Below are 17,407 nucleotides of genomic sequence, written 5' to 3' on the forward strand. Positions count from 1 at the left end.
TCACTTCTTAACCGAAGTTGATCTTGTTGGTGCCGGTCTGGCTCGGATTTACCGTGGAGGTAATCCCCGACACAAAGGCAGCGTTGTTGCCGTTGTTCACCAGCGTGTCCTGCTTCTGGCCGAGCATTTGCGTAGCATCGAACGAGAAGTCGTTCTTGTCGATGCTCACGCTCGGACCCCAGTAGTAGGGCGTCAATCCTTTGCTGGTGCCGCCGCGTACTGCGCCCATGGCTTTGCGGTCGAGTTCTTCGGTGGCAGCGATGTCTTTGATGATCAGTGTGGTCATGTCGGTTCTCCAATAGGTTTTCAATTTGATTACAGAAAGTCGATCTTGTTGGTGCCGGTCTGCGTCGGTTTGACGTTGGCAGTGATGTTGCTTGCGAAGGCGACGTTGTTGCCGTTGTTGACTTCGGTGTTCTGGCTTTGCGACATCAGCTGGCTGGCGTCGAAGGAAAAGTCGTTCTTGTTGAGGCTGAACGACGGGCCGCCGAAGTAAGAGGGCATCATGCCTTTGCCCATGCCGGTGCCGCCGTGTACGGCAGCCATGGCATCGCGGTCGAGTTCTTCGGTGCGGGACAGGTCTTTGATGGTCAGGGTTTTCATGGTCATGTTCCTTTAAAAAATGAATGATTTGGGTTTGCTTGGTGAGCGTTTTGTTGCACTCGAGGGGGATATCGCAGGGACTGTGCCAGCTCTCGCCGCAGCTCGCGAATCATCTTTCAAGTCATTGAATTAAAAGGAAAAATCCTTTATTCGTGATACGTCTTGCTACTGCTTTTCACAAGATGCTGATCGAAGGCATGGTGGTTGCCGCCAGACAGATTGGCGCACTTCTGTTCGTTCACATCAGACACCTGCGAAAGCGCCCCACGGTCTGCTTGCGCCGGTTCAAGGTCCTCCATGCAGGAAACGCAAAAGCCGGAACTTCCCCTTGCATGCTCACTCGCAGTCTTAACAGTCCGTCACACGCCGACGCCTGGACAAATGGCAGAGCGCAAAAGTGCTCGCCGACAAGAAAAATCTTCCGGAGAGGACGGCCACGCCACAGCGCGCGATGCCCGTCCGCAGAGACATGACAGCTTTCGATATAGAGCCGAATTTCGCGGCCGAGGCCGATATTGTTGTGCATGAAGATGAGGTGCCGCCCGATGTCGGGCCGGAACTGGATCGACTGTACGGAAGCTTGTATTCCTCGCTGACTTACTTTCAGACCTGTGCGAGCCTGGCGGGTGTCAGCACTTATATCGCGCGACGGAATGGCATCCCGACCGCGGTCTTTCTTTTCCGGCGCGAAGGGACAAGGCTGTACGTGGTCAACGAGGGAATGCGACTTGCGGCGGCGGAGGTGGAACGCTTCGCGCGGCACATGTTTGCCGGCTCCGATCCGGTTGACATGATCATCTTGCATGCAGTGCAAATGGACTCGTGCGGCATCCCGCTCCCGCAGCAGCGTTTTTTTTGCGCCGAAGACTTCATTGTGGCGCTGCCGTCGACATCGCAAGATTATCTTGCGCGCCTGGGTTCCTCCACGCGCAAGAATCTCAAGCGTCACCGCAACCGCGTGGAACGCGATTTCCCCTCATTCAGCTATCGCATCATCGAGCGCGGCGACGTGGACGAACGACTCATCCGCGAGATCATCGAACTGAGCCGCGAGCGCATTGCAAGCAAGGGCGTCTCCTTCGGCATCGACGAAGATGAAACGCGCAACATCATCAAGCTGGTTCAGCGCAGCGGCGCCGTGCTGCTTGCCACCATCGATGGGCGCGTGTGTGGCGGCGCGATCATGTACCGCATCGGGACGAGCTGGATATCGCGGGTGAACGCGCATGATCCGGCCTACGACGATTACCGCCTCGGCATGCTGTGCTGCTACCTGGCGATATGCCATGCCATTGAATCGGGCGCGGAACATTTTCATCTCGGCCACAGTTGGTACGAGTACAAGACGGCTTTGCTCGGCGAATTTCGGCAGTTCGACCACATCACCTTGTACCGCTCCCGGGGCGCGCTTCTGCGGCATGCCGGAACAGCGATGAGAACCGCGTGCAAAGGATATGCGCTGCAGGCCAATCGATGGGCCGTTCACCATGCGGAAACGGACAAGCGGCTTCAGTGGCGAATGGTCGGAAAAATGCTGGCGGCATGGCGAGCGGCAAAAAGCCAGCGCGCGAGCGCGTTGCGCATTCCTTGATTGAACTGCGAACTTCTGTGCAGGCATTGAATCCGAAGTCGGACCAAGCCGTTACGAGTCGAAATTGCGGGTGCATGCAGCACGAATCATTCTGCAGCACCGTGCGTCACTCCTGCCAGAACGGGGCATTTCCAGCACCGATTAAACCGGTTACTCGTATGCCGGAAGGCGCATCTGTTCCTGCGGGTCAAAGCGGCTGTTGCGCAACTGCTGGATCGCCGCCTGTCGGTCCGCATCTGCCATGCTGGCGTTAAGCAGACTGCTGCGCTGGGCCAGATAGTCGGCAATGCGACTTTTCCAGGCGGCCTCGTCGCGGTCCAATTCGCTCAGGCGCGCCGCCGCTTCCGGGTTGAGCGTGGCAGCGCGCATGCGATACACCTCGTCATCGCTGGCGCCGCTTGTCCGCATTTTCTGCACCGACTCTTCCAGTTTGACGACGGCAAGCGGCGCCTCCTGGTCCTTGCGCAATTCGGGCGGCATCGCCGCATCCAGCGCCGCCAGTTTTTCCTCCTTTTGCGCGTCCGTCAGGGCTTTATCCTGGGCAATCTCATACCGCTCAACGTTATACCGGTCGTACGCATCCTCCAGGCCGAACATAGCCTGTACTTCTGCGGGACTGAAAAATTGCAGGCGCGATTGCCGGATGGCGTCGAGGCGCGCCTTGATCGCTTCGATCCCGTTGCCGGTGGCCCCGGCCTGCAAGTTCTTTTCCACTGTGACCAAGTCGCGTTTGTAATCCAGGTAGGCGGCCAGCAGGCGCTTGGCTTGCGCGGCTGCGTTCGGCTTCAGGCGCTGGTCCAGTTGACGCTCGATTTCGGCGCGAATCTGATCCAGCGATTTTTCGCCGACCGCAGCCAGGTAGTAATCGAACATGCGCGGCAGCTCCGCATCGACGACCAGCTGGTCGTCGGAGGAGGTGGTGACATTGCCATCCGGCCGGGTGCCGTCCATCGATCTGACGAAGGAAAACAAATTGCCGTCGCCGCGTGGTTTGAGCGCTACCCTAGGTTCAGGCTGCGTCGGCCAGGCAGCGTAACAAATGGCGGCGGCCAAAGCCGCCGCCACGCCAAGATATCGTTTCCTTATTTGCATGAGGAATCTCTATCGGGAATTACAGGCCAAGACTTTGCAGGCGATTCGCATGCTGGCGATAGATCGTCTTGGGATTGGTTTCGAAAAGATTCACGATGCCCGCCGTCTGGTTCACCTCGTCCAGGTGATTCATTCCATAGTTGTCACGAATGACCTTGCCCAGGTGGCTGGAGCAGCTCGAGACCAGTCCATCGTTCTGGGCGCCGGCGAACGCAGCCGACGTCAACAGCAGCCATGGGTCGACGACGTCCAGGACATTGGTGTAAGAACTACCGCCGCTCCAGGAGAAGTAGCGCACGCCGTTGACCTGATACGCGCCTTCGCCGCAGGCGGTGGTCGGCACGCCTTCAGGATGGGCTGCGTTGAACTTTGCCGAACCGGCAGTGCTGAGCGACATGGCGGCTGCCCATGAGTTCTGTGGCAGATTCGGGTTGCCCGACAGCCAGTTGATCAGGCTGGACAGGGCATTGGTGACCGAGGTCAGCACGGCATTGGACAGGGAGCCCGGCGGAGCCACGTGGACCAGGATGTCGGCCACCGCGGAACCCTTGTTGACGCCGCCGACGGAGGTGACCGAGGCCACCAGGTCCGGCCGCACAGACGCCACATAGCGCGCGGTCGGGCCGCCGTGGCTGTGGCCGATCAGGTTGACTTTGCCGGCGCCGGTGGCTGCCAGGATTTGCTTCACCTGGGTCAGCAATTGTTCGCCGCGCACTTCCGTACTGTTGGATGCCGACACCTGTGTCACATAAACCTTGGCGCCGTCGGCTGTCAGGGCCGAGGGAATGCCGTACCAGTAACCGAACGGGCCGATATTATCGAAGCCGAACAGGCCATGCACGAGCACGATCGGGTATTTGGTCTGGGTATAGCCGACTGCCCAGGACTGGGCCGGCAGAATACAAATTGCAATAAGGGCTGCAGACAGCCATTTCCGTAGCTGGGTTTTCATCGTTGTCTCCATGAATTGGTGTTTAAGTTTTTACGACCTTTGCTGCCTTTTCGGCAGTCTGTTTTGTCGTTCCGCCTCCCTGCGGGCGGTGTTCCAAGCCGTCGAGGTGGTTTTTACCACTCTTGCTCTACGCCTGATTACGATCACCCCTTGAGCAGGCACATGATCGACTTGGTACCAAGCGATTGTCTGTCTGGATTTGTATAAAAACAATACGCTTTCTAATATATTTGTTGACTTCAGAGGCCACAGCTGGGCCGCACGACCACGAAATGAGGCTCAAGGGCTTGGCCGACCCATTTCCGACATGTTTTGATGCCCGAGATCACCGTGCGGAGCGCGCCATCGCACTTCTTTCATTCAACAACGGGTTTCCATCGGCGATTTCTCCGGCCCCGCGGTAAAGTACCAGCATCTGCGACTTTGCTCGCGCCTGGCCGGGACTTCCGATGGAACACAGCCTGCTATTCAATTCCCTGATTTACCTTGCCGCCACAGTCATTGCGGTGCCCATCGCCAAGCGCCTCGGCCTGGGCGCCGTGCTCGGCTATCTGCTGGCCGGCATGGCGATCGGCCCGTGGGGATTGCGCCTGATCGAAGGCGTTGATGTCATCCTGCATTTTTCCGAATTCGGCGTGGTCCTGCTGCTGTTTCTGATCGGGCTGGAGCTGGATCCGAAGCACTTGTGGGCTTTGCGCCGTCCGATATTTGGCTGGGGTGCGCTGCAGGTTGGCGCCGGCACTCTCGTGCTGTTCGGTGCCGGGCTTGCGCTCAGGCTCGACTGGAAGACCGCGCTGATCGCGGCGCTCGGCTTGTCCTTGTCGTCGACCGCGATCGCGCTCGCGACGCTGGAAGAGCGCAACCTCAAGGCAACACCGGCCGGCGCGGCGGGATTTTCCATCCTGCTGTTCCAGGACATGGCGGCGATTCCGATGATCGCGCTGATTCCGTTTCTGGGAGCAATGCCGCGCGACGATACCGAAGGCGGATGGATGGCCGCGGCGAAAGTGGCCGCGGTGATGATCGCGCTGATTTTCAGCGGGCGCTATCTGATCCGCCCCTTGCTGCGCTTCATCGCGAAGACGCAATTGCGGGAAATCTTCACTTCCTTCGCGCTGCTGCTGGTGATTGCCATCGGCTGGCTGATGCAGTCGGTCGGGATGTCGATGGCGCTCGGCACCTTTATCGCGGGCGTGCTGCTCGCAGACTCCGAATACCGGCACGCTCTGGAAAGCGACCTGGAACCGTTCAAGGGCCTGCTGCTGGGGCTGTTCTTCACTGCGGTCGGCATGTCGGTCGACTTCGGGGTGCTCCTCGCGCAGCCCCTACTGGTGCTCGGCCTGGTGGCGGGTTTTCTGCTCCTCAAGACGGGTGTGCTCTATGGGCTGAGCAAACGTTTCGGTATTCCGCGCGGCGAACAGGCCTTGTTCGCATTCGTGTTGTCGCAGGGCGGCGAGTTTGCCTTCGTGGTGTTCGGCGCGGCGGCCACGGCTCGGGTCTTTTCCGCGCAGATCGCATCGCTGCTGGTGGTCGTTGTTGCGTTATCGATGGTGACGACGCCTTTGCTGCTGGTGCTCTATGACAAATGGATCGCGCCGCGCTTCAGGGAGGAAGGGCTGCGGCCGGCAGACAAGATCGAGCCGCAGGAGGCGCCGGTCATCATCGCCGGCTTCGGCCGCTTTGGCCAGATCATCGGCCGTTTGCTGTTGACCAACCGGATTCGCGCAACGGTGCTGGACCATGACCCGGATCAGGTCGATCTGCTGCGCAAGTTCGGCTTCAAGGTGTTCTTTGGCGATGCCTCGCGCGCCGACTTGTTGCGTGCCGCCGGCGCGGAGAACGCCAGATTGCTGGTGGTGGCGATTGACGACATTGAAGACAGCCTTGCGCTGGTTGATATGGTCAGGCGCAACTTTCCGCATTTGAAGATTCTGGCGCGCGCGCGCAACGTCACCCATTACTACGACCTCATGGATCGCGGCGTGTCCATCCTCGAACGCGAGACTTTCGAGGCCTCGCTGCAGCTTGGCGGGAAAGTGCTGCAGGAGCTCGGCTATGCGCCGGAACGGGCGGAGGACGTCGTGCGAAAATTCCGCGCGCATAACATCAAGATGCTGCAAGCGGCCTATCCGTATTACAAGGATCAGCCGCAAATGATCTCGATGGCCAAGCAAGGCCGGAAGGAGCTGGAAGACATGTTTGCGCGCGATGCGGCGGCGTGGGAGGCGGAGAGCCGCGGGGCGGAAGAGGGATGAATTCCTTGGCGCTGTTGACGGATCTTGCCATTCGGACATGCTGCGAAAAACATGGTGAGAAGGGCGTTTGACACGGGTTTCGATGAGGGGTAATATCGTTGACATGTCAATGATTGTGATATCAAGCGATTCCCGTGAATAAGCCTGTCGATAGCATTGAAACAACAAATTCCGACGCCGGAGCAGTCGCCGCACCGGCCCGCGAAGGCATGCAAGCAAGGACCTTCCGCGAATCCTTGCTGGCGATGCTGGGCCTGTTTTTCGTCGTCATGATGGTGGCGCTCGACCAGACGGTGGTCGGCACGGCGCTGCCAACCGTGGTTGCGGAACTCAAGGGCTTCGACCTGTATGCCTGGGTCGCCACCTCCTATCTCCTGGCATCGGTCATCACGGTGCCGATCTTCGGCCGGCTGGGCGATCACTTCGGACGCAAGTATTTCGTCGTCGCATCGATCGTGATCTTCACACTTGCTTCCGCCCTGTGCGGCATGGCAAGCAGCATGCTCTTCCTGGTACTGGCGCGCGGCCTGCAGGGCATCGGTGGCGGCATGCTGGTCGGCACTGCATTCGCTTCCGTTCCGGATCTTTTTCCCGAACCTCGCGTGCGGCTGCGCTGGCAGGTCCTGATCAGCACGGCATTCGGCATTGCGAACGCGGTAGGGCCGTCGCTCGGCGGCTTTCTGACCGAATACGCCGGCTGGCGTTCGGTGTTCTATGTCAATCTTCCGGTGGGACTCCTCAGCGTGTACTTCGTCTGGCGCCATATGCCGCTAATTCGCCACCACAAGCACGACGGTCCGATGAAGCTGGACTGGATCGGCGCATTGCTGATCGCAAGCTCGCTCGGCAGCCTGCAGTTGTTCGTCGAACTGCTGCCGAAACACGGGCTGAGCATCGCCATGGCACTGCTGGCGGCCGGCAGCGTGGCGTCTTTTGTCGGCTTGTATTTCTGCGAAAAGCGGGCGAGCAATCCCATCCTGCCTTTCGACATGTTCCGCAATCCGGCGCTCGCCTCGCTGTTCATCCTGTCGGTGATGATGGGCTTCATGATGTTCGCGCTGCTGTTCTACATGCCCTTGCTGCTACAGGGCGGCTTCGGACTGTCGCCGAATGCGGCCGGCATGCTGATCACGCCGCTGGTGGTGTGCATCACGATCGGTTCGATTTCCAACAGCCGGCTGTTGCCGCATGTGCCCAATCCCGCCTGGATCATGTTCACCGGCTTCGCCTTGCTGGGCCTGTCGGGCGTCGGCATCACGACCTTGAAGCAGACGACGCCGCATGCGCTGGTGGCGCTCTATCTGCTCGGCAGCGGACTTGGTCTTGGATTCATCCTGCCGAACCTGACCATCTTCACCCAGGAAACCGCCGGCCGCGCCCACCTGGGTATTGCGACCGCGATGATCCAGTCCCTGCGCATGGTGGGCGGCATGCTCGGCACCGCGCTTGTCGGCACCCTGGTCAATCACCTGTACATCAGCCGCGTGAGCGATGCGCTGCAGTCCATGCATGCTTCGCAATGGCTGGTGCCGCTGCAAGATCCGCAGATCCTGATCAACAAGGTGGAGCAGGGGCACCTGCTGGCGCAAGTGCATGCGGCCGGACAAAACGGCCTTGACCTGATTGAAATGGCACGCGTGTCGCTGGTATCGTCCATCCACATCGGTCAGATGTTGTCGGTTGCCGTCGCCGTGCTTGCGATATTGCAATTGCGCCGCGTGCCGCGTCTCCAGTTACGCCGCTGACAGGACGAAAAGCCGGCAGAATCGGGGATAATGCGAGCCATGGGCGCAAGGGGAGTGGAAATGCTTGATCCGGTGGAACAATTGAAAGTGCTTCAACAGCTTGGACGCACCTATCGGGCGTTCATGAGCGCATACGAAAAGGAAGTCGGACATTTCCTGCCGCGCTGGCGGGTCATGCTGTACCTGTACACCGAAGAGCGTCCCTGTCCGCAAAAGCAGCTGGGCGACGCCTCCCACATCGACCCCGGCGCGCTTTCCCGGCAGCTCAGCGCGCTCGAGACGCTGGGCTGGATCGAGCGCCACACCGATCAGCACGACAAGCGCATCACCAATGTCACCCTGACCGAAGCAGGCAAGCAGCAGGTCGAGCACAGCCTTCCGAAACGCGCCTCCTTCGTCAAGCGCACGCTGGGCAGCATCCCCGACCATCAGTTGCGCCAGTTGATGGACTCCCTGTTGTTGCTCGAAGGCCGTTTCAATGCCAGCAACAAGCAGCAGGAGACCTCGGAAGACGCGCTGGCCTGACTCCAATAGCGGCCGAGGCTTTTCGTTCTGGAAAGCTGCGATAATGCCCGCTCCACATCGTCCTGCACGTTCTCGACACGAAGGGAAGTCAGCCGCCCACATGAAAGATCTTTCCAGGCAAAACCTTGATGTCACCACAGGCGCGGCGCTGGGAAGCAAGCTCCATCCGCCGACCCTGACAGCGGGCATGCTGCCACGGCACAAGCTGCTCGAGGCGCTGAACAAGGTACCCGATTGGCGCGTCCTGCTGCTGCGCGCTCCCGCCGGATACGGCAAGACCACCCTGATGAGCCAGCTGTTCGCGCGCCTCACGCACAACGGCGCGCATTGCCGCTGGCTCACGCTGGATCCGCGCGACGATGACCTCAACCATCTTCTGACGCATTTGCAGGCCGTCATCGGACAACCGTATCCCGGTCAGTCGCAGGAATCGCTGGCGATGCCGCACATGCCCGATCTCGGTTTCTGGCTCAACAATGTCGAGCGTCTGCCCGAAGCGCAGGTGTTGTTCCTCGACGAGCTTGAATCGGTGCAGGAACCCGCGGCGCTGGCCTTGCTCAACCGCCTGTTGCGCTTCGCCCCCGACAATCTGCGCATTGTGATCGGCACCCGGCCGGAATCGGGTCTTGCGCTTGGCCGCATGAAGGCCAGCGGACTGGTGCTGGAATGGTCGGCCCGCCAGTTGCGCTTCGATTCGAACGAGACCAGCGCCTTCCTGCATGGATCCGGCGGGAGCAATGCCGTTCCCGCAGCATGGCACGCGTTGCTGAGCGAGCGTTGCGAAGGCTGGCCGGCAATGCTGCGCCTCAGCTCGCTGGCATTGAATCGCAGCGAAGCGCCGCAGGGTTTTCTGGAAGTCTTGCAGGACGGCGCATCGGATCTTGCCGAATATCTCGCCGGGGAGATTTTCGATCGCCAGCCTGCGGAGCAGCAATCCTTCCTGCTGCATACCAGCGTGCTGCGTTACCTGGAGCCCGGCTTGTGCGACGCCCTGTGCGCCATCCGCGACAGCGCGCAGCTGCTGCACGAAATGGGACGGCGCAACCAGTTCGTGATCCCGCTCGATAATGCGCGCAACGGCGCCTACCGCTATCACCCCTTGCTGGCCGATTTCCTGCGCACCCGCCTCGACCGGCTGCACCCCGGCATGGCGCAGCAATTGCATCGCAAGGCAGCGCTCTGGCTGGAACAGCACGGCCAATTGATCGAGGCGATCGGTCATGCGATGGAGGCGGACGATCCAGGCTTCGCCGCCGGTATGATGGAGCGCGCAGCCAAGCAACTGGTCAAGGCAGGCAATCTCGCGACCCTGCTGCAGTGGGTGCGGCGCCTGCCTTCGCACATCGCGGACGATCATCCGGACATCGTGTGGGCGGCAGCCCGCGCGCACACCTATTTCCACCAGATCGATGAAGCGGAAGCACGCCTGCGCCAGTTGTTTTCCCTGGCCGAGAGCCGGCCCTTCGCACCGCTGGTGTGGGAGGACTGCCTTGCGCTCGAAGCCCTGATTCCCGCCGTCGCGGAAGACGTGGGCCAGGTGATGGAAGTCACGACGCGCAACCTGAGCAAGGTTTCCGGCGACTATGCGCTCGGCATCATGACCAACGTGCGCGCCTTTGGCGAAATCGCGATGAGCCATTTCGACGCCGCGCTCGAACTGCTTGACCGCGCCGACCACCACAATCGCAAGGCATCCAACCTGTTCGGCATGTCGGCCACGGTCGGCTTGCGCGCCGCGGCGTGGGCGACGAGGGGCGAGCTGCATCGCGCCATGGCGTGCTACACCGGTATCGACGTGCGCACGCCGCCGGCCGATCACGCGCAAATCGAGTACGCCAGCATCGGCTCCGGCCTGCACAACGAGATCCTGTACGAGGCCGACCGGCTGGACGAAGCGGCGGCGGTGCTTGCCATTCACACGCCTGCCGAGGAAGGCTATCTCGCGATGGGGCTGCTGCTGGGCGGCTACCTGACCGCGGCGCGTCTGCGTTTCGTGCAAGGCGAGGTCAACGAAGCGATGGCGATGCTGGACGAGGCACTGGGTCGTGCAATGGTCAGGCGTTTTCATCGCCTGGCGTTCGCCTGCCGCTGGGAGAAGGTGCGCTTCGCGACCTTGTCGAACCAGTTGCGGGTAGCAACCACACTGGCCGCCGCCGCGCAGCATGAGCCGCAGGATGCGCATTTCTATTTCACTACCGATGTCGAGGCGCGCGACATCACATGGATACGGCTGCAGATCCGCCTCGGCAACCCGCAGACCATGCTGCCGCTCATCGAGCGTCTGCTGAAAGAGGCGCGCGCGCTGGATCGTGGCTGGCGCGCCCTGAAACTGTCGATTATGCGCGTCTGCGCGCTCGACGCCATCGGTCAGTCGCTTGCGGCGAACGAAGAACTGGCAGCGGCCATGGCGGTCGGCAGCCGGCAAGGTTTCATTCGCAGTTTCGCGGATGAAGGCGATGCGGTCCTGGCGCGCATCGGGCATTGGCTTTCCGGCAGGGACGCGTTGCCGCAAGGTGTAGTGCGCGACCATGCCGAACGGGTACTGCAAGCGGGCGGACAGTCGGTCCCGACAGGCATCGATAGCCCGCAGGAAACGAGCCCGGAGCCGTTCAATCCGCGCGAACGCGAGATGCTGCGCGCGCTCGCCCAGGGCGAACAGAACCGCGAACTGGCGGTGCGTTTCCAGATTTCCGAAAACACCGTCAAGTGGTATCTCAAGAATCTGTATGCCAAGCTCGACGCGCATAACCGCGCGCAAGCGATTGCCAGGGCGCGCTGCATGCGCCTGATTGAATAGCGGAAATTTCCATGCTGCGCCGCAGCGACGTTCACCACCCGAACAGGTGGTGAATCGAACGCTCGTTCCTTTTAGAATCCCGCTGGTCAAAACAACAATGGAGACAGCGTCACGCCCGTCCGGGCCAGCGCGGTCGCCGGCCGTGTTTGCCAGCCGGACGTATTCGCCGCCCGGAAGGGCAAGCGGCCGCGCCGGCCGCAAGGGTCCGCCGTGTCCGCACGCAGCGCGCTATGAATGCACCTTTCCCTTTGACGGCCCGTCTCGACATCACGCTCGACGACAAATATGCGCTCAATGACGGCTGGGCATTCATGTCCGGCACCCAGGCGCTGGTGCGGCTGCCCATGCAACAGCGCATGCGTGATCAGGCCGCCGGGCGCAACACTGCCGGTTTCATCAGCGGCTATCGCGGGTCGCCGCTGGGGCGCTATGACATGGAATTGTGGCGCAATACCGAATGGCTGAAGAAGAACCATATCCATTTTCAGCCTGGCGTCAATGAAGACCTGGCCGCGACCGCGGTGTGGGGCTCACAGTACATCGGTATTTTTCCCGGTGCAAAATACGACGGCGTGTTCAGCATCTGGTACGGCAAGACGCCGGGCGTCGATCGCAGCGCCGACGTGCTGCGCCACGCCAACGGCGCGGGGACCTCGCCATGGGGCGGAGCGCTTGCGCTGTGCGGCGACGATCACGCGGCGAAGTCATCGACCCAGGCCGCGCAATCCGATTACATCCTGATCGCCACCGGCATTCCCGTGCTGTATCCCGCCAATGTGCAGGACATCCTCGATTTCGGCCTGCATGGCCTGGCGATGAGCCGTCATGCGGGTTGCTGGGTCGGACTGAAGCTGGTCACCGATGTGGTCGAATCCTCCGGCAGCGTCTACGTCGGTCCCGAGTATCCGCGATCGGTGGCGCCCGGTGTGCCATTGCCTGCCGACGGCCTCGGCATCCGCCGCTTCGACCGCCCCTTGGATCAGGAGGCGCGCCTTTACAACCACAAGCTGCACGCCGCGCTCGACTATGCGCGCGCCAATGACCTCAACCGTATCGTGCTGGACAGTGCCAGTCCCCGGCTGGGCATCGTCGCGGCCGGCAAGGGTTATACCGATGTGCGTCAGGCCCTGCTGGAACTGGGCCTGAGCGAAGAGGAGGTCGCCGCGCAGGGCATCCGCCTGCTGAAGATCGGCATGGTATGGCCGCTCGATCCGCAGATCATCGAACAATTCGCGCAAGGGCTCGACACGATCCTTGTCGTGGAAGAAAAGCGCCCCGTCCTTGAAAACCAGATCAAGACCATCCTGTTCGATTCCGCGATACGCGCACGCGTTGTCGGCAAATTCCACAGCGCCAATGAATGGTCGCCGGCACGCGGTGCAGCCGGCCTGCCTTCGGTCGGCGAACTGGCTCCGCCGCAGGTCGCAGCACTGATCGCAAAGCTGCTTGGCCTGAGCTGGGGAAGCAATGCCCAGGACGCAACCCGTCGCCCCGGCCCGGTCCGGATGCCGAACTTCTGCTCCGGCTGCCCGCACAACACCTCGACCCAGGTTCCGGACGGCAGTCGTGCGCTGGCAGGCATCGGCTGCCATGCGATCGCCGCGCTGCAGCGTCCCGAGCATACCGGCACCATGTGCCACATGGGCGGCGAGGGCGCGATGTGGGTCGGCCAGGCGCCATTCACCGAGGAAAAGCATGTGTTCGCCAATCTCGGTGACGGCACCTATTTTCATTCCGGCTTTCTTGCGATTCGCCAGGCGGTCGCGGCCAAGGTGCCGATTACCTACAAGCTGCTGGTCAACGGCTTCGTGTCGATGACCGGTGGCCAACCGGTGGACGGCGAGCTGAGCGTTCCGCAGATGGCCGCCGAGCTGCTGGCCGAAGGCGTCGGCAAGGTGGTGGTGGTCACGGAAGACCCGGAACGCTATGCCGGCGTGCAGTTGCCCGCGGGCGTCAAGGTCGAACACCGGCGTGAACTGGACAACGTGCAACGCGACCTGCGTCACTTCCCGACGGTTTCCGTGCTGATCTACGATCAGATGTGCGCCACCGAACGCCGCCGCCTGCGCAAGCGCGGCAAGTATCCCGATCCGGATAAACGCACCTTCATCAACACCGCGGTATGCGAAGGCTGCGGCGATTGCAGCCAGAAATCCAACTGCATGTCGATCGAGCCGGTTGCCACCGAACTCGGACGCAAGCGCCGCATCAATCAGTCCTCCTGCAACAAGGACTATTCCTGCGTCGAAGGATTCTGTCCGAGTTTTGTGACGGTGCATGGCGGCAGTCTCAAGCGCGGCAAGACGCGCACGCTGAAGGATGCCGATTTCCCGGCCTTGCCCGAGCCCGTCGTGCCGCAGCTGGATGGGCATCCTTACGGCGTGCTGGTCACCGGCATTGGCGGCACCGGCGTGGTCACCATCGGCGCGATACTCGGCATGGCGGCGCATATTGACGGCAAGGCCGCCACCACGCTCGACGTCACCGGCCTTGCGCAGAAATACGGCGCCGTGATGTCGCATGTCCGCATCGGCAACGATCCGGCGATGCTGCAGTCCTCGCGCCTCGCCGCGCGCGAAGCCGATCTCCTGGTCGGATGCGACCTGGTGGTGAGCGCCGGCGATGAAGCCCTGTCGCGGCTGGCGGCAGGACGCACGCGCGCCGCTGTCAACACCGAACTGACGCCGACCAGCGATTTCACCAAGAATCCCGACTGGCAGCTCGACCCGCAGGACTTGCAGCAGCGCATCCGCACCGCCGCCGGCGGCGATGATCGCGTCGCCTGCCTGCCCGCATCGCGCCTGGCGATGGACCTGATGGGTGATGCCATTGCCGCCAACATGTTCATGCTCGGCTATGCATGGCAGCGCGGCTGGGTGCCGGTGTCGCGCGGGGCCATCGAACGCGCCATCGAACTGAACGACGTCAGCGTCGAATTCAACCTCAAGAGTTTCCTTTGGGGGCGGCGCATGGCGCATGATCCTGCTTCCGTCGAGGCCTTGGTCAAGCCGGCCGCCGTGATCAGTATCGTGCCGACCAGCCTGAACCGCCTGGCCGACATTGTCGCCGACCGGTCCGCGCGCCTGACCGCTTACCAGAATGCCGCCTATGCCGACCGCTATCGCCGCCTGGTCACGCGCGTGGCGGAGGTGGAGCGCATCTTCGACGGCGGCGAACGCCTGGCGCGCGCCGTGGCACGCAACTACTACAAGCTGCTGGCGACCAAGGATGAGTTCGAGGTCGCGCGCCTGCACAGTTCGCCGGAATTCCGCGCCGAGTTGGAACAGACATTCGAAGGCGATTACAAGCTGCATTTCCATCTCGGCGCATGGCCGCTCGCCCAGCGCGACCCGGTCACCGGCGCGCCGCGCAAGCGCGAGCTCGGTCCATGGGTGCTGCCGGTGTTCGGCGTGCTGGCGCGGCTGCGCGGCTTGCGCGGCACCTTCCTCGATCCCTTCCGCGGGAGCCCTGAGCGCAAGCTGGCGCAGCGCCTGCTTGCGGAGTACGAGCAGGACATCGCGCAACTGCTGGACGGGCTGGATGCGACGCATCTCGACCTGGCAGTCGAGATCGCCGGATGGCCGGAGCAGGTACGCGGCTACGGCCACGTACGCGAAGCCAGCGCGCAGAAGCTGGCAAGCGTGCGGGCAAATTTGCTGCAACGCTGGAGCGGCGCAAAGAAGGAGGTGGCCGCCTGAAACCTCAAGCGCGGCGAACACAAACGCCGCATCAACACTAAAACAATCCAAAAGGAGCGAGACATGACATACAGATTTGCATTGAAGCGATTGGCGCTGGCGGCGACGCTGGCGTTTGGCCCTGCGCTCGCGTTCGCGCAGGCGGACAAGCCGGTCAAGATCGGCGTGACTACGGCGATCCAGTTGCAGATCGGGCGCGATACGCGCGACGGCGCGCAGCTTGCCATCGACGAGATCAATGCGAAAGGCGGCGTGCTCGGACGCAAGCTGTCGATGGTGGTGGCGGACGAAACAGAAGATCCGGAAAAAGGCATCAGCGCCATCAAGAAACTGACCGGCGATGAAAAGGTCGACGTCCTGGTCGGCGGCTATACTTCCGGCGTGGTGCTGGCGCAAGTGCCGCATATCGCCGCTTCCAAGACGATCTACCTGAATGTCGGTGCGGCGTCGCCCGCCATCAATGCCAAGGTCAAGCAGGATTACGAGACCAACAAGTACATCTTCCGCGTCGGGCCGATCAACTCACTGCATCTGGCGCGCAGCCAGGTCGGCTACATGACCGGATTCCTGAAGGGCGAACTCGGCCTGAAGAAGATCGCCGTCGTGGGCGAAAGCGCGAAGTGGGTGCAGGATCTGCTGCCGGTGCTGAAGAAGGGCGCAACGGAGGGCGGGCTGGAAGTCGTGATGGCGGAAACCTTCGATACCGGCACCACCAACTTCTCGCCCTTGCTGTCCAAGATCAAGAACAGCGGCGCGGAATACCTGCTCGTGATTCTGTCGCATGCGTCCAGCGATGTATTTGCCAAGCAGTGGTATGACGCGCGCATCCCGGTTCCCTACGGCGGCATCGACGTCAAGAGCCAGGACGCCGACTTCTTCCAGCGCGTGGGCGGCAAATCGATCGGCGAGGTGGCGACCAATTTCATCGTCCGCGCGCCGCTGTCGCCGCGCACCATTCCCTTCCTCGACGCATTCAAGCAGCACTACAACCGCGAACCGGTCTACACCGGCAATGGCGCCTACGATGCGGTCTACACCTATGCGGAGGCCGTCACGCGCGCCAAGAGCTTCGATACCAATGCAGTGATCAAGGAACTCGAAAAGACCGACATGCCGGTCACCGTCGGCCGCCTGCAATTCGACGAAAACCATGACGTCAAGGCCGGACCGGGCCTGGTCAATGTGCTGTTCGCGCAATGGCAGGAAGGCGGAAAGCGCGTGATCGTGTGGCCGAAGGAATTGCGTACCGGCTCGTACATTCTGCCGCCCTGGCTCAAGTAAGGCTGCCAGAGCATGATGGAAATCCTGGTACACGGCGCTGTCACGAGCGCCATCTACGCCATGCTGGCGGTGGGCTTCACACTGGTATTCGGGGTGGCGCGCATCCTTAACCTGGCGCATGGCGCGTTCTACGCGATGGGCGCCTATCTCACCTACCTGTTCGCCGTCGTGCTGAAGCTGCCGCTGCTGGCCGCGGCAGTGCTGGCGATCGGCATCACCGCGCTGTTCGGGCTGCTGGTGGAGCGCGTGCTGATCCGGCCGCAACGCAGTTCGGCCATGGCGGTGATGATGGTGACCCTGGCGCTGTCGCTGGTAGTCGAGCAGGGACTGCTCGTCACTTTCGGTTCCGAAGTGATCAACGTGCCGGCCTTCGTCGACACCAAGCTGGCGGTGTTCGGCGCCGATATCGGCGGGCAGCAAATGCTCGCGCTGGTGGTCGCGGTGGTGGCGCTGGCCGTGCTGTGGCTGCTGGTGCAGCACACCCGTGCCGGCGCGGCGGTGCTGGCCATCTCGCAGGATCCGCTGGCCGCGCAGTACATGGGCATCCCCATCGACCGGGTGTATGGCCGCGTGGTGGCGGTCGCGGCTGCGCTGGCTGCACTGGCCGGAGTGATGGCAGGTCCGTTCCTGTCCACCTCGCCGCACATGGCGCTGCCGGCGCTGACCAAGGCTTTCGCCATCGTGATCGTCGGTGGGTTGGGTTCGCTTCCGGGCAGCATCATGGCTGCCATTCTGCTCGGCTTTGCCGAAACGGCGGTGGCCTACCTGGTGTCGTCATCGTGGACCGAAGTGGTCTCGCTGACGGCGGTGCTCCTGACACTTTTGTTGCGTCCGGCCGGTCTGCGCGGCAAACAGGCTGCTTTCTGAG

At 62.0% G+C, this 17,407-nt stretch carries 12 protein-coding genes; 8 read left to right on the plus strand and 4 right to left on the minus strand.

The genetic code is table 11. The features are described 5' to 3' along the window. Nucleotides 1-7: 7 nt before the first annotated feature. The gene (locus VJ651_RS23325) at nt 8-286 is read right to left on the minus strand and encodes a hypothetical protein (RefSeq protein WP_324109724.1); all 279 of its coding nucleotides are present in this window, start codon (nt 284-286) and stop codon (nt 8-10) included. Nucleotides 287-315: 29 nt separating this feature from the next. Then, complete coding sequence (locus VJ651_RS23330) at nt 316-603, minus strand: hypothetical protein (RefSeq protein WP_324109725.1); 288 nt, start codon at nt 601-603, stop codon at nt 316-318. Nucleotides 604-1,072: 469 nt separating this feature from the next. Between VJ651_RS23330 and VJ651_RS23335 the strand changes: the two genes are divergently transcribed. Next, nucleotides 1,073-2,194, plus strand: coding sequence for a GNAT family N-acetyltransferase (locus tag VJ651_RS23335; RefSeq protein WP_324109726.1), 1,122 nt, complete (start codon nt 1,073-1,075; stop codon nt 2,192-2,194). A gap of 150 nt (nt 2,195-2,344) precedes the next feature. Here VJ651_RS23335 and VJ651_RS23340 read toward each other — a convergent pair whose 3' ends face one another. Together VJ651_RS23340 and VJ651_RS23345 are read right to left on the minus strand one after the other, a co-directional pair. Further along, nucleotides 2,345-3,286, minus strand: a complete 942-nt coding sequence (locus VJ651_RS23340) for a lipase secretion chaperone (protein ID WP_324109727.1) — start codon at nt 3,284-3,286, stop codon at nt 2,345-2,347. Nucleotides 3,287-3,305: 19 nt separating this feature from the next. Continuing rightward, the gene (locus tag VJ651_RS23345) at nt 3,306-4,238 is read right to left on the minus strand and encodes a triacylglycerol lipase (RefSeq protein WP_324109728.1); all 933 of its coding nucleotides are present in this window, start codon (nt 4,236-4,238) and stop codon (nt 3,306-3,308) included. 449 nt (nt 4,239-4,687) lie between these two features. Between VJ651_RS23345 and kefC the strand changes: the two genes are divergently transcribed. The 7 genes from kefC to VJ651_RS23380 all read left to right on the plus strand — a co-directional run bounded on the left by kefC (nt 4,688) and on the right by VJ651_RS23380 (nt 17,406). Next, entirely contained in the window at nt 4,688-6,493 is a 1,806-nt protein-coding gene (gene kefC / locus VJ651_RS23350) for a glutathione-regulated potassium-efflux system protein KefC (protein ID WP_324109729.1), read from the plus strand. A gap of 209 nt (nt 6,494-6,702) precedes the next feature. Continuing rightward, nucleotides 6,703-8,238 carry an MFS transporter gene (locus VJ651_RS23355; protein WP_324109730.1) on the plus strand — a complete coding sequence of 512 codons (1,536 nt, stop codon included), beginning with the start codon at nt 6,703-6,705 and terminating at the stop codon, nt 8,236-8,238. Between the two features lie 60 nt (nt 8,239-8,298). Beyond that, nucleotides 8,299-8,763 (plus strand): MarR family winged helix-turn-helix transcriptional regulator, encoded by a 465-nt coding sequence (locus VJ651_RS23360; protein WP_324109731.1) that lies wholly within the window; start codon nt 8,299-8,301, stop codon nt 8,761-8,763. 100 nt (nt 8,764-8,863) lie between these two features. Beyond that, nucleotides 8,864-11,560 (plus strand): LuxR C-terminal-related transcriptional regulator, encoded by a 2,697-nt coding sequence (locus tag VJ651_RS23365; protein ID WP_324109732.1) that lies wholly within the window; start codon nt 8,864-8,866, stop codon nt 11,558-11,560. Nucleotides 11,561-11,790: 230 nt separating this feature from the next. Beyond that, nucleotides 11,791-15,258 (plus strand): indolepyruvate ferredoxin oxidoreductase family protein, encoded by a 3,468-nt coding sequence (locus VJ651_RS23370; RefSeq protein WP_324109733.1) that lies wholly within the window; start codon nt 11,791-11,793, stop codon nt 15,256-15,258. A 63-nt stretch (nt 15,259-15,321) separates the two neighbouring features. Further along, the gene (locus VJ651_RS23375; RefSeq protein WP_324109734.1) at nt 15,322-16,539 is read left to right on the plus strand and encodes an ABC transporter substrate-binding protein; all 1,218 of its coding nucleotides are present in this window, start codon (nt 15,322-15,324) and stop codon (nt 16,537-16,539) included. A gap of 15 nt (nt 16,540-16,554) precedes the next feature. Beyond that, on the plus strand, nt 16,555-17,406 hold the full coding sequence (locus VJ651_RS23380) for a branched-chain amino acid ABC transporter permease (protein ID WP_324109735.1): 852 nt from the start codon (nt 16,555-16,557) through the stop codon (nt 17,404-17,406). The last annotated feature ends 1 nt before the right edge of the window (nt 17,407 follow it).

The organism is Noviherbaspirillum sp. (assembly GCF_035254865.1).
In the GTDB taxonomy this organism is placed as follows: domain Bacteria; phylum Pseudomonadota; class Gammaproteobacteria; order Burkholderiales; family Burkholderiaceae_D; genus Noviherbaspirillum.

What these genes read in the sequence shown, in the direction of transcription:
- VJ651_RS23325 (WP_324109724.1), bottom strand. Translation starts at nt 286, where the DNA reads ATGACCACACTGATCATCAAAGACATCGCTGCCACCGAAGAACTCGAC.
- VJ651_RS23330 (WP_324109725.1), bottom strand. Translation starts at nt 603, where the DNA reads ATGAAAACCCTGACCATCAAAGACCTGTCCCGCACCGAAGAACTCGAC.
- VJ651_RS23335 (WP_324109726.1), top strand. Translation starts at nt 1,073, where the DNA reads ATGACAGCTTTCGATATAGAGCCGAATTTCGCGGCCGAGGCCGATATT.
- VJ651_RS23340 (WP_324109727.1), bottom strand. Translation starts at nt 3,286, where the DNA reads ATGCAAATAAGGAAACGATATCTTGGCGTGGCGGCGGCTTTGGCCGCC.
- VJ651_RS23345 (WP_324109728.1), bottom strand. Translation starts at nt 4,238, where the DNA reads ATGAAAACCCAGCTACGGAAATGGCTGTCTGCAGCCCTTATTGCAATT.
- kefC (WP_324109729.1), top strand. Translation starts at nt 4,688, where the DNA reads ATGGAACACAGCCTGCTATTCAATTCCCTGATTTACCTTGCCGCCACA.
- VJ651_RS23355 (WP_324109730.1), top strand. Translation starts at nt 6,703, where the DNA reads ATGCAAGCAAGGACCTTCCGCGAATCCTTGCTGGCGATGCTGGGCCTG.
- VJ651_RS23360 (WP_324109731.1), top strand. Translation starts at nt 8,299, where the DNA reads ATGCTTGATCCGGTGGAACAATTGAAAGTGCTTCAACAGCTTGGACGC.
- VJ651_RS23365 (WP_324109732.1), top strand. Translation starts at nt 8,864, where the DNA reads ATGAAAGATCTTTCCAGGCAAAACCTTGATGTCACCACAGGCGCGGCG.
- VJ651_RS23370 (WP_324109733.1), top strand. Translation starts at nt 11,791, where the DNA reads ATGAATGCACCTTTCCCTTTGACGGCCCGTCTCGACATCACGCTCGAC.
- VJ651_RS23375 (WP_324109734.1), top strand. Translation starts at nt 15,322, where the DNA reads ATGACATACAGATTTGCATTGAAGCGATTGGCGCTGGCGGCGACGCTG.
- VJ651_RS23380 (WP_324109735.1), top strand. Translation starts at nt 16,555, where the DNA reads ATGGAAATCCTGGTACACGGCGCTGTCACGAGCGCCATCTACGCCATG.